This is a genomic window from Mycobacterium sp. P4_H6 (assembly GCF_056400845.1).
Genome location: NZ_JBFUKN010000133.1, coordinates 1 through 11,636, shown reverse-complemented (window position 1 = coordinate 11,636; position 11,636 = coordinate 1). Strand labels below are relative to the sequence as shown.

Genomic DNA, 11,636 nt, shown 5'->3' with positions numbered 1-11,636 from the left:
TCGCAATCTAACGTTTCGTGAAGATGGTGCGGTGCCAGTCCTTTTCGGCCGCACCGGTGATATCGCTCATCACGTGCTTGATGGTGAGGTACTCCTCGAAGGAGTAGTCGCTCATGTCCTTGCCGAACCCGGATGCCCCGACACCGCCGTGCGGCATCTCCGAGATGATCGGGATGTGGTCGTTGATCCACACGCAGCCGGCGTGGATCTCGCGGGAGGCCCGCTGCGCCCGGTAGACATCGCGGGTCCACGCCGAGGCCGCCAGACCGTAGACGGTGTCATTGGCCTGGCGCAGTGCGTCGTCATCGTCGGTGAACGCGCGCACGGTGAGCACCGGGCCGAAGACCTCGTCGCGGTAGATCTCGGAATCCTCTGCCACATCGGCGATCAGCGTGGGCCGGTAGAACGCGCCCGGCAGGTCCGGGCTGACACCACCGGTCACGATCCGGGCGCCCTGATCGGGAGCACGGGACACCATGGCCGCCACCTTGTCCCGGTGCGCGAACGAGATGAGCGGTCCCAGATCGGTATCCGGATCGTTCGGGTCGCCGACGACGATCTTGCTCATCACCTCGCCGACCCCGGCGACGAAATCGTCGTACAGATCGCGTGACACGATCGCCCGGGTTGCCGCCGTGCAGTCCTGCCCGGAGTTGATCAGCGCACCCGCGACGGCGCCCTGGATGGCTGCGTCCAGATCGGCATCGTCGAACACCACGAACGGCGCCTTGCCGCCGAGTTCCAGCTGGGTGCGGTGACCGTGCACCGCGGCCGCGGCCATCACCTTGCGGCCCACCCCGGTCGACCCGGTGAAGGTGACCACGTCGACATCGCGATGGCCGGCCAGCGCGGTACCCACATCGGCACCGGACCCGGTCACCACGTTGAGCACACCGTCAGGCAACCCGGCCGCCTTGGCCACCCGTGCCAGGGTCAGCGTGGTCAGCGGGGTGATCTCGGCCGGTTTGATGACGACGGCGCACCCGGCGGCCAGCGCCGGGACGACCTTCCAGACCGCCATCTGCAGCGGATAGTTCCACGGCGTGATGGTCGCGACGACACCGACGGCCTCGCGCCGGATGCTGGAGGTGTGGTCACCCGAGTACTCGGCGGTGGCCTTGCCTTCCAGATGTCGTGCCGCACCGGCGAAGAAGGACACGTTGTCGATGCTGCCCGGGACGTCGAACTCGGTGGCCAGCCGCACCGGCTTCCCGCACTGGGCCACTTCCTCGGCGATGAAGGTGTCGGCTTCCGCTTCCATCAACTCGGCCAGCTTGAACAGCACGCCGGCCCGCTCGGCCGGTGTCGCGCCGGCCCATCCCGGCTGGGCCGCACGTGCGGCAGCGACGGCGGCGTCGACGTCGGCGGGGGTGGCCAGCGCATAGGTTGCGGCCACCGCACCGGTGGCGGGATTGATGACCTCGAAGGGCGCGCCGCCGGTCTGCGCCACTACTCCGTTGATCCAACTGCCCGGGATTTGCGTTGCACTCACAGAGCTCAAGCCTACGCATTCCGGCAATCTGTGGCACGTCGTACGGCTGATTTCATGGAATTAGTTGCTTGTAACGACGGATTCCGTGCACAATCGTCACATGTCGAACCCGGATTCCCAGCCCGGCGCGTCCGCCGTGTCCCTGCGAATCAACCATTCCCGTCCCGGCGCCGCTTTCCAGCTGGACGAGCTCTCGAAGGCCATCATCGAGAAGCTCCAGCAGGACGGCAGACGTTCCTACGCCGGCATCGGCAAGGCCGTCGGCCTGTCCGAGGCCGCCGTGCGTCAACGAGTGCAGCGGATGGTCGATGCGGGTGTCATGCAGATCGTGGCCGTCACCGATCCCATGCAGCTCGGTTTCGCCCGGCAGGCCATGATCGGCATCCGGTGCACCGGTGACACCACCAAGGTCGCCGAGAAGCTGGCCGCACTCGAGTCCGTCGACTACGTGGTGCTCACCGCGGGAACATTCGACGCCATCGTCGAGGTCGTCTGCGAGGACGACGGTGACCTGCTCGACCTGCTCAACACCAAAATCCGCGCCGTCCCAGGAGTGATAGCCACCGAAACGTTGGTTTACCTGAAACTAGTCAAACAGCAATACAACTGGGGCACGAGATGACAATTACCGAAACAAACACAAGCGCGACAACCGATCTGGCCGCCAAGGCCAACCGCCACCTGTGGGGGCACTTCGCCCGTCACGGCGAAGGCATCACCCCGCCGATCATCACCCGCGGCGAGGGCACCCGGATCTTCGACGACAAGGGCAACAGCTACATCGACGGCCTGAGCGGGCTGTTCGTGGTCCAGGTCGGGCACGGCCGCGAGGAACTGGCTGCCGCGGCCGCCAAGCAGGCCGAGCAGCTGGCCTTCTTCCCGCTGTGGTCCTACGCCACCCCGTCGGCGATCGAATTGGCCGAGCGGGTAGCCAATTACGCGCCGGGCGACCTGAACCGGGTCTTCTTCACCACCGGTGGCGGCGAGGCCGTGGAGAGCGCCTGGAAGCTGGCCAAGCAGTTCTTCAAGCTGACCGGCAAGCCGGGCAAATACAAGGTGATATCGCGATCCATCGCCTATCACGGCACTCCGCAGGGAGCGCTGGCCATCACCGGCATCCCGGCGTTCAAGGCGCCGTTCGATCCGCCGACCCCCGGCGGCTTCCGGGTGCCCAACACCAACTTCTACCGCGCTCCCGAGCAGTTCAGCTCCGACCCCAAGGCCTGGGGCCGCTACTGCGCCGACCGGATCGCCGAGGCCATCGAGTTCGAGGGCCCCGACACCGTCGCCGCCGTCTTCCTGGAGCCGGTGCAGAACGCCGGCGGCTGCTTCCCGCCGCCGCCCGGATACTTCGAGCGGGTCCGCGAGATCTGCGACGAGTACGACGTGCTGCTGGTCTCCGACGAGGTGATCTGCGCCTACGGCCGGATCGGATCGATGTTCGCCTGTGATGATTTCGGATACATCCCCGACATCATCACCAGCGCAAAGGGTTTGACCTCGGGCTACTCCCCGCTGGGGGCGATGATCGCCAGTGACCGGCTGTTCGAACCCTTCAACGACGGGCAGACGGTGTTCGGCCACGGCTACACCTTCGGCGGGCACCCGGTGTCCTCCGCGGTCGCACTGGCCAACCTCGACATCTTCGAGCGCGAGGGCATCAACGCCCACGTCAAGGAGAGCGCCCCGGCCTTCCGGGCCACCCTGGAGAAGCTCTACGACCTGCCGATCGTCGGCGACGTCCGCGGTGAGGGCTTCTTCTACGGCATCGAACTGGTCAAGGACAAGGCGACCAAGGAGACCTTCAACGACGAGGAATCCGAGCGGCTGCTGCGCGGATACCTGACGCCCGCACTGTGGGAGGCCGGCCTCTACTGCCGCGCCGACGACCGTGGCGACCCAGTCGTGCAGCTGGCTCCCCCGCTGATCAGTGGGCAGGCCGAGTTCGACGCGATCTACGACATCCTGCACAACGTGCTGTCGGAGGCGTCGCGCCGGATGTGATCCGGTTCGCCACATAAACCACACAAGTCACATCAGCCACAGCGTGGYGGCCCAGAAATCTGTCCGGAATCTCCTAGTCTGCACAGACGATGGCTTCCAAAGTTTCGCTGCGCCGAGTGGCTTGTGCGGTCACGGCGACCTTGATGCTGACCGGTTCCGCACTGGTCGGAGCGCCGCTGGCCGGCGCAGACCCGGGCCCCGACCCGTGCCCATACAAGGTGACGACGCCGCCCGCGGTCGACGACTCCGAGGTCCCCAAGGCCGGTCCGCCGCCGCAGCCGCTGCCGGTCCCCGCCACCCCGCTCGGTGGTGACGCACTCAGCGGTTGCGGGCTGATCACCGCACCCGACACCCCGCCGGTGCCCGGTGACGTGTCGGCCGAGGCGTGGCTGGTCGCCGACCTCGACACCGGCGAGATCATCGCCGCCAAGGATCCGCACGGGCGGCACCGCCCGGCCAGTGTGATCAAGGTGCTGGTCGCCATGCAGTCGATCCAGGAGCTGCCGATCAACCGGATGATCACCGGCAGCGAGGGTGACGAGCACGCCGAGGGCAGTAGCGTCGGCGTGAAGAACGGTGAGCGCTATACCGTCAGCGATCTGCTGCACGGCCTGCTCATGGTGTCGGGCAACGACGCCGCCCACGCGCTGGCCGCCCAGCTCGGCGGGATGGACACCGCGCTGCAGAAGATCAACAACCTGGCCCGCAAGCTCGGCGCCCGCGACACCCGCGCCGCCACACCGTCGGGTCTGGACGGTCCGGGCATGAGCACCTCTGCCTACGACCTCGGCCTGTTCTACCGATACGCCTGGCAGAACGACACTTTCGCGAAGATCGTCGGCTCCCAGCAGTACCAGTGGCCGACCTACGAGCTGGAGAACGACAACAAGCTGCTCGCCAACTACCCGGGCGCACTGGGCGGTAAGACCGGCTACACCGATGACGCCGGGCAGACGTTCGTCGGCGCCGCCGAACGCGACGGCCGCCGGCTGGTGGCGATCATGCTCAAGGGCACCCGGGTACCCATCGCCCCGTGGGAGCAGGCAGCCCGCCTGCTCGACTACGGGTTCGCGACGCCGCCGGGCACCTCGATCGGCTCGCTGATCGAGCCCGATCCGTCCCTGGCCGCCCCGGAGCCCGAGAAGGCTCCCGACCCCACCGCGGTCGCCGCGACCGCGCTGCCGAGTGCCGACGCGCTGCCCGTGCGGGTCGGCGTCGGATTCGTCGGCGTCATCATCGTCTTCGCCCTCATCATGGCGGCGCGGTCGATGAACCGTCAGCGCGCCTGAGAACCCCAGCGCCCCAACAACGCTGCCGCGCCCTCACCCAGCTGCACGACGACGTCGCCGGCGTCGGCCTGGCTCCGCACCTGCCCCACGCCCTGCCCTGCATTGACCGCCGACCCGCGCAGCACCCGTTCCGGAATGCCTGCCGGCCACCGGTATCCGGCCGCGATGTCGTGCTCGGAGGTCAGCTCGGTCTGCGAACCGGCCAGCAATTCGGCGCGGGCATCGTCAGGCATCAACGCCTGGGTGCACGCCGCGAAGACCGTACCCACCCAGGCGGCCGACGCGCCGGCCGCCAGCACCGCAGCCACGCCCCGTGGCGAGGCGATGCCACCGGCGGCCAGCACCGGGACGTCGACGGCGTCCAGCACCCCGGTGAGCAGCGGCAGGGTGCCCATCACCGGTTTCCCGTGCCCGCCGCCTTCGGCACCACGGGCCACCAGCACGTCCACGCCGGACTCCACCGCGCCGATCGCGTCGTCGACGGTGGCGACCTGCGCTGCGACGGTCACCGCGGCGTCATGGGCTTCCCGCACCCAGCTCCAATCATCACCGAAGCTGACGCTCAACAGCGCCGGCCGGGCGGACAGCGCCACGTCCAGCAAGTCCGGCTGCTCGCTCATGACCCAGTGCACCAGCCCGATGCCGAACGGCCCGCTCACATCACCGAGTTCGGCAAGTTCGCGGCGCAGCAGATCCGGGGTCGCCGCACTGCCCATTCCGATCATGCCCAGTCCACCGGCCCGCGAGACCGCGGCGGCCAGCCGTCCACCGGCGGCGCCGCCCATGGGCGCATTCACCACGGGGAACGTGAGACCCATTGCGGCAGACCAGGTGGTGACCAAAGACACCACCCGCACGCTACCCGGTTTGCTACCGTTGACGATGTCACCATGTGACACCGGACGAGGCGGCACCGTACCCGGCCAGCGACAAGACGGAGCCACGGAGGGTGTGTCATGGCTTGGTTGATTCTGGTGATCTCGGGTGTGCTGGAGGCCGTCTGGGCCACCGCGCTCGGCAGGTCCGAGGGCTTCACGAAAATGGGCCCGTCAGTGGTATTCGGTGTGGCGCTGGTGTTCTCGATGGCGGGCCTGGCCTTCGCGATGCGCTCACTGCCGATCGGCACCAGCTACGCGATCTGGGTGGGTATCGGCGCCGCCCTGACCGTGGGCTACGCGATGTTCACCGGTTCCGAGGGCGCCTCACTGATCAAGGTGGCGCTGATCCTCGGCATCATCGGCTGCGTCGTCGGCCTCAAGGTGATCGGGCACTAACGACGTGAGCGCAGCAGTCGGGACAGTCCGAGTCCGCCGATCGCGCCGGCAGCGAAACTCGCGGCGGCACCGGACATCCCGACGCCCTCACGCACCTCGATCCGCGGGCTGATCCGGACCGGGCCGGGCGGTTCGATCGGCACCGCCTCCAGGTTCTCGGGGGCCGTCGCGGCCCACGCCGTCGCGAACAGGATCAGCCGGGCGGTGATGTAGGCGAACACCATCAGGCCCAGCACCGGACCGAAGGTGGCCCCGGCGGGCCCGGTCACCACCGAGCGCAGGTAGATCGAAGCCACCTGCTTGAACACCTCGAACGCCACCGCGGCGATCAGACCGGCCCGCAGCGAGCTGCGGAAGCTGACCGACTCGCGCGGAAGCCGGGCGATGATCCAGGTGAACAGCAACCAGGAGATCCCGATGGAGATCACCCAGGACGCCACCTGCAGCCCGACGCTCAGACCCGGCACATCCTGCAGTCCGAACCAGCCCAGCACCGTCGTCATCGGTGACTCTTTGCTCAGCGCGGTCAGGCCGATGGTGAGCGCCAGCGCCACGAACGCCGAAACCAGTGCCAGCAGGTCCGACAGCTTGGTGGCCACGAACCCGGCAGGTTCGTGCCGCTGCTCCCACATCTGGCTCAGCGCTTCCCGCAGGTTGGCCATCCAGCCCAGGCCGGCCCATGCGGCGGTGGCCAGACCGATGACACCGACGGTGCCGCGCGAGTCGATCGCCGAATCCATCAACTCCACGAGTTGGGACCCGAGGTCACCCGAGACGCTGGACCTGATCCGTTCCTCGACCTCCATCATCAGGTCGGGCTGGTTGGCCAGCACGAACCCGCCGATGGAGAAACCGACCATGAGCAGCGGGAACAACGCGAAGATGGTGAAGTACGTGATGCCCGCGGCGTAGAAGTCGCCCTTGCACTCGTTGTAGCGGTCCTGAGCCACCATGATGCGGTTGAACCAGAAGAAGCGCTCCCGCAACCGGTCCATCACACCTGGTTTGTCCTGGTCGGACGGGGCTGTCGGTACCGCTTCGCGGTAGGCCATCGGTAATCCCTTCCCAGGGTGGTCAGCTCGTGGGCGCCAAGAATCCCATCCGGTCATATACCCGTTGCAGCGTTGCCGAAGCGACCTCGTCGGCGCGGGCGGCCCCCTTGGCCAGCACCGCCTGCAGTTCGGCCGGGTCATCGAGCAGTTCGTCGACGCGTGCCTTGATGGGGGTGACGAATTCAACCACCGCGTCCGCGGTTTCGGTCTTGAGATCGCCGTAGCCGCGTCCGGCGTAGCCGGCCACCAGGGTGTCGATATCGGTGCCGGTCACCGCGGACTGGATGGTGAGCAGGTTGGACACGCCGGGCTTGGCATCGCGGTCGAAGCGGATCTCACGCTCGCTGTCGGTGACCGCCGACCGGATCTTCTTGGCCGTCTTCTTCGGGTCGTCGAGCAGGCTGATCAATCCGGCATCGGTGGCGGCGGACTTGCTCATCTTCGCCGTCGGGTCCTGCAGGTCGTAGATCTTGGCGGTCGCCTTGGGGATGATCGCCTCGGGGATCACGAAGGTCCCCGGAAGACGGACGTTGATCCGTTCGGCGATGTCGCGGGCCAGCTCCAGGTGCTGGCGCTGGTCCTCGCCGACCGGCACCAGCGCGGTGTCGTAGAGCAGCACATCGGCCGCCATCAGCACCGGATAGGTGAACAGCCCGACGGTGGTCGCCTCGGCCCCCTGCTTCTGCGACTTGTCCTTGAACTGCGTCATCCGCGACGCCTGCCCGAAACCGGTGAAACACCCCAGCACCCAAGCCAGTTGGGTGTGGGCAGGCACGTGGCTCTGGACGAACACCGTCGCCTTCGCCGGGTCGACACCCAGCGCGAGATACTGCGCGGCGGTCACCAGGGTGCGCTTGCGCAGCACCTCCGGTTCCTGCGGGACGGTGATGGCGTGCAGGTCCACGACGCAGAAGTACGCGTCGTAGTCGTTCTGCAGGCTGACCCACTGGTTGACGGCACCGAGCGCGTTACCGAGGTGCAGGGAATCCGAGGTGGGCTGTGCGCCGGAGAACACGACGCTCTTGGGGGGGACGCTCATGATCCTTCGATTTTCGCACTGCCGTCATTCGGTTTCCGCGCGGGTCAGCAGCTCGAGCACCCGGAGGAAGGTGCGCCGCTCGTCGGCGCTCAGCAGGCCCAGCCAGCGTTCCTCGCCACGCTGGATCTCGGCTTGCGCGGCGTCTTTAACCTGCTGCCCGGCCGCGGTGATCGCCAGCAGGCGGACCCGACGGTCCTCGGGATCGACCTGGCGCTCGATATGACCGCGGTCCTGCAGGTCATCGAGGGTGCGGATGATGCGCGTCTTGTCGGCGCCGATCGCTTCGGCGAGGGCGGCCTGGGAGCGCACCGGCCCGCCGTCCAGCGCGCACAGCACGACGTAGCCCCACATGGTGAGGTCGTGCGCCTCCAGCACGGGCAGCTCGGCGGCGGCCATGTCGCGCAGCAACGGGGCGAGCATGGCCGCGAGATCGGGACGACGCGGCACCGCAACATGCTAAGCGTTGCCCAATCATATGCTTTCGCTTATCGTACGCTCATGCATATTACTTCTGCCGGTATCGCACCCTCCCACCGAACCGCCGTCCTGCACTCCGTTGCCGTCGTCGAAGCGGTCACTTCATCCGACCTGGATCGGCCGACACCGTGCGCGGGGTGGACGCTGGCCGACCTGGTTGCCCACATGACCGTCCAGCACAGCGGGTTCGCCGCGTCGGTGCGGGGCGACGGCGCCGACGTACGGATCTGGGATCCCGAGACGGTCAGCGCGCAGGTGCGGGCCGATCCGGCGGGCAGTTACGCTGCCGCCGCCCGCGATGTGCTCGAGGCCTTCAGCGCGGACGGAATCGATGACGCCGTGTGCGCCCTGCCCGAATTCGGTCCGGACGCAACGGTTCCCGGCTCGATCGCGATGGCCATGCATTTCGTGGACTATGTCGTGCACGGCTGGGACGTCGCCGCCGCCCTGGGGCTGCCGTTCCAGCTACCCGACGAGGTGGTCGCCGCGGCGCTGCCGATCGTGCTGGGCATCCCCGACGACGGGTCCCGAGAGGCCGCGAACGCACCGTTCGGGCACGCCGTCGGGGCCACCGGCACAACGGATCTCGGCCGGCTACTGGCGCACCTGGGCAGGCGGCCGGACTGGTCGACTCAGGAGAACTCGACGGTCACCGGGGCGTGATCGGACCAGCGCAACGCGTACAGTTCGGCCCGCTCCACCCGCGCCGACACCGCACGGGCGGCGAGGCCCGGGCTGGCCAGGTGGTAATCGATACGCCAGCCCGCGTCGTTGTCGAAGGCCTTGCCGCGCCATGACCACCAGCTGTACGGACCCGCGACATCCGGATGCAGCCGGCGCACCACGTCCACCCAGCCGGTGGACATCAGCTCGGTCAGCCACTGCCGCTCGGCGGGCAGGAAGCCCGCCTTCTTGACATTGGCCTTCCAGGCCTTGATATCGCTCTCGGTGTGCGCGATGTTCCAGTCGCCGCACAGCACGGCGTCGCGGCCGTCGGCGAGCAGGGCGGCCATCCGGGTCTCGACCGCGGACATGAAGCGTTCCTTTTCCAGCTGGCGCTCCGTCTCGGCCTCACCGGTCGGCAGGTACACGCTGGCCACCGTGGCGCCGGCGGTGTCGACCTCGATGTAGCGGCCGTGCTCGGCGAACTCCTCGGAGCCCGAACCGATGCGCACCGCGTCGAACGGGGTGCGGGACAGCACGGCAACACCGTTGCGGCCCTTGACATGCGGCTCGGCTGCGGCGAGATGCCAGCCGTCGGCCAGGGCCGGGGCCAGYGCCTCGGCGAGTTGTTCGTCGTCGGCGCGGGTCTCCTGTAGGCAGACGACGTCGGCGGTGCTCTCCTTCAGCCACGGCAGCAGGCCGAGGTTCTCCGTGGATCGCTGTTTGACCGCTGCGCGGATGCCGTTGACGTTGACGGTGGTGACGATCACGGTGGACGACCCTAGTGGACGCCTCCGACAGCAGCACATATCCCCCGGTCGCTGCGCTCTCCCCCGCAAGCGGGAGGCCCCCCTGCCCGCCGAGCCTTGCGGTACCGGCGGTACCGCCATACTGTCGGGCGCTATGACCCAACGCGCACCCATTCACCACGGAACGGGTGAACCGATCCTCATGCTGCACCCGTTCCTGTGCTCGCAGAACGTGTGGCGCACGGTAGCCGATCAGCTCGCCGACACCGGCCGCTTCGAGGTGCTGGCACCCACCATGATCGGCCACAACGGGGGCTCCCGCGCCGGCACGTGGCTGTTGGACACCGCCGCCCTCGTCGACGACGTCGAGCGGCGGATGGACCAGATCGGCTGGGACACAGCCCATATCGTCGGCAATTCGCTGGGCGGCTGGGTGGCCTTCGAACTGGAGCGCCGTGGCCGGGCACGCACCCTGACCGCCATCGCGCCGGCCGGCGGATGGAGCCAGCACTCCCCCACCAAGTACGAGACCGTGCTGAAGTTCCTGGCCGGCGGCCCGGCCCTGATCGCCGCACGCCTGCTCGGGCCACGCATCCTGGACCTGCCGTTCGGCACCCGGATCGCCACCCTGCCGGTGAGCGGACCCGCCGACGGACCCAGCCGGCCGGACCTGGTCGCCCTCGTCGAGGACGCCACGCACTGCACGGCCTACGTCCAATTGCTCATCAAGACGCTGCGCCTGCCGGGTCTGCTGGAACTGGCTCAGGTCGGTGTGCCGACACACCTGGTGCTGTGCGAGAAGGACCGGGTGTTCCCCAGCCCGCGCGGCACCAAGTACTTCATCGAGAATCTGCCAACCGATGCCAAAGTGACCCGCCTGCCGGGACTGGGCCACATCCCGATGCTGGAAGCACCCGGCCAGATCACCGAGCTGATCGCCGATTTCGTCGACCAACACACCGAGCGCAAGCGCGAGGCACCGCCGGCGGGCTGACGCCAGTTCTAACTCTTGGCGGACTCCAGCACGGCGTTGAACGTCTTGGACGGCCGCATCACCGCGGCGGTCTTCTCCGGGTCCGGGTAGTAGTAGCCACCGATGTCGGCGTGCCCACCCTGCACCTCGTTGAGCTCGGAGATGATGGCGTCCTCGCTCTCACCGAGCGTCTTGGCCARCGGGGCGAAGTGCTCGGCGAGTTCCTTGTCCTCGGTCTGCTCGGCGAGCGCCTGCGCCCAGTACAGCGACAGGTAGAACTGGCTGCCGCGGTTGTCCAGCTCGCCGGCCTTGCGCGACGGAGACTTGTTCTCGTCCAACAGCTTTCCGACGGCGGTGTCCAGCGTCTCGCCGAGCAGCTTGGCCTTGGCGTTGTCGGTCTTGTTGCCCATATCCTCCAGGCTGGCGCCGATGGCGAGGAACTCACCGAGCGAATCCCAGCGCAGGTGGTTCTCTTCGACCAGCTGGCTGACGTGCTTGGGCGCCGAGCCACCGGCACCGGTCTCGTACAGTCCGCCACCGGCCATCAGCGGCACCACCGACAGCATCTTCGCGCTGGTGCCCAACTCCAGGATCGGGAACAGGTCGGTTCGGGAACAGGTCGGT

The 11,636-nt window shown here is 67.9% G+C and carries 13 protein-coding genes and 1 riboswitch; of the genes, 6 read left to right on the top strand and 7 right to left on the bottom strand.

The genetic code is table 11. The annotated features are described in order from the left end of the window. Positions 1 to 7 precede the first annotated feature (7 nt). Positions 8 to 1,492 carry a gamma-aminobutyraldehyde dehydrogenase gene (locus tag AC1DTF_RS30855; protein WP_477476813.1) on the bottom strand — a complete coding sequence of 495 codons (1,485 nt, stop codon included), beginning with the start codon at positions 1,490 to 1,492 and terminating at the stop codon, positions 8 to 10. A gap of 100 nt (positions 1,493 to 1,592) precedes the next feature. Between AC1DTF_RS30855 and AC1DTF_RS30850 the strand changes: the two genes are divergently transcribed. The 3 genes from AC1DTF_RS30850 to AC1DTF_RS30840 all read left to right on the top strand — a co-directional run bounded on the left by AC1DTF_RS30850 (position 1,593) and on the right by AC1DTF_RS30840 (position 4,785). After that, on the top strand, positions 1,593 to 2,114 hold the full coding sequence (locus tag AC1DTF_RS30850; RefSeq protein ID WP_057166871.1) for an Lrp/AsnC family transcriptional regulator: 522 nt from the start codon (positions 1,593 to 1,595) through the stop codon (positions 2,112 to 2,114). Continuing rightward, positions 2,111 to 3,496: an aspartate aminotransferase family protein gene (locus tag AC1DTF_RS30845; RefSeq protein WP_057166872.1), complete on the top strand. Its 1,386-nt coding sequence runs from the start codon at positions 2,111 to 2,113 to the stop codon at positions 3,494 to 3,496. The genes AC1DTF_RS30850 and AC1DTF_RS30845 overlap by 4 nt, the downstream gene beginning before the upstream one ends. Positions 3,497 to 3,585: 89 nt before the next feature. After that, on the top strand, positions 3,586 to 4,785 hold the full coding sequence (locus AC1DTF_RS30840; protein WP_477476812.1) for a D-alanyl-D-alanine carboxypeptidase family protein: 1,200 nt from the start codon (positions 3,586 to 3,588) through the stop codon (positions 4,783 to 4,785). Here the strand turns inward: AC1DTF_RS30840 and AC1DTF_RS30835 are convergent. Further along, positions 4,773 to 5,603, bottom strand: coding sequence for a nitronate monooxygenase (locus AC1DTF_RS30835; RefSeq protein WP_477476815.1), 831 nt, complete (start codon positions 5,601 to 5,603; stop codon positions 4,773 to 4,775). The genes AC1DTF_RS30840 and AC1DTF_RS30835 overlap by 13 nt on opposite strands. A 61-nt stretch (positions 5,604 to 5,664) precedes the next feature. Then, positions 5,665 to 5,729: riboswitch (guanidine-III (ykkC-III) riboswitch) on the top strand. A gap of 12 nt (positions 5,730 to 5,741) precedes the next feature. Here AC1DTF_RS30835 and AC1DTF_RS30830 point away from each other — a divergent pair. After that, on the top strand, positions 5,742 to 6,059 hold the full coding sequence (locus tag AC1DTF_RS30830) for a DMT family transporter (protein ID WP_477476811.1): 318 nt from the start codon (positions 5,742 to 5,744) through the stop codon (positions 6,057 to 6,059). On the opposite strand, the gene yhjD is transcribed toward AC1DTF_RS30830, so the two are convergent. The 3 genes from yhjD to AC1DTF_RS30815 are packed head-to-tail and all read right to left on the bottom strand — an operon-like array spanning position 6,056 to position 8,570. Beyond that, positions 6,056 to 7,111 carry an inner membrane protein YhjD gene (gene yhjD / locus AC1DTF_RS30825; RefSeq protein WP_477476810.1) on the bottom strand — a complete coding sequence of 352 codons (1,056 nt, stop codon included), beginning with the start codon at positions 7,109 to 7,111 and terminating at the stop codon, positions 6,056 to 6,058. The genes AC1DTF_RS30830 and yhjD overlap by 4 nt on opposite strands. Before the next feature lie 22 nt (positions 7,112 to 7,133). Continuing rightward, entirely contained in the window at positions 7,134 to 8,150 is a 1,017-nt protein-coding gene (trpS, locus tag AC1DTF_RS30820) for a tryptophan--tRNA ligase (protein WP_477476809.1), read from the bottom strand. Positions 8,151 to 8,174: 24 nt separating this feature from the next. Further along, the gene (locus tag AC1DTF_RS30815; protein WP_477476814.1) at positions 8,175 to 8,570 is read right to left on the bottom strand and encodes a MarR family winged helix-turn-helix transcriptional regulator; all 396 of its coding nucleotides are present in this window, start codon (positions 8,568 to 8,570) and stop codon (positions 8,175 to 8,177) included. A gap of 78 nt (positions 8,571 to 8,648) precedes the next feature. Here AC1DTF_RS30815 and AC1DTF_RS30810 point away from each other — a divergent pair, with 78 nt between their 5' ends. Then, positions 8,649 to 9,290 (top strand): TIGR03086 family metal-binding protein, encoded by a 642-nt coding sequence (locus tag AC1DTF_RS30810; RefSeq protein WP_477476808.1) that lies wholly within the window; start codon positions 8,649 to 8,651, stop codon positions 9,288 to 9,290. Here AC1DTF_RS30810 and AC1DTF_RS30805 read toward each other — a convergent pair. After that, complete coding sequence (locus AC1DTF_RS30805) at positions 9,260 to 10,060, bottom strand: exodeoxyribonuclease III (RefSeq protein ID WP_477476807.1); 801 nt, start codon at positions 10,058 to 10,060, stop codon at positions 9,260 to 9,262. The two genes, AC1DTF_RS30810 and AC1DTF_RS30805, sit on opposite strands and share 31 nt — an antisense overlap. 133 nt (positions 10,061 to 10,193) lie before the next feature. On the opposite strand from AC1DTF_RS30805, the gene AC1DTF_RS30800 reads away from it, so the two are divergent. After that, the gene (locus AC1DTF_RS30800) at positions 10,194 to 11,033 is read left to right on the top strand and encodes an alpha/beta fold hydrolase (RefSeq protein WP_477476806.1); all 840 of its coding nucleotides are present in this window, start codon (positions 10,194 to 10,196) and stop codon (positions 11,031 to 11,033) included. 8 nt (positions 11,034 to 11,041) lie between these two features. On the opposite strand, the gene AC1DTF_RS30795 is transcribed toward AC1DTF_RS30800, so the two are convergent. Then, positions 11,042 to 11,636 (bottom strand): NADP-dependent isocitrate dehydrogenase (locus tag AC1DTF_RS30795; RefSeq protein WP_477476805.1); only part of this gene is annotated, 595 nt, incomplete at its 5' end.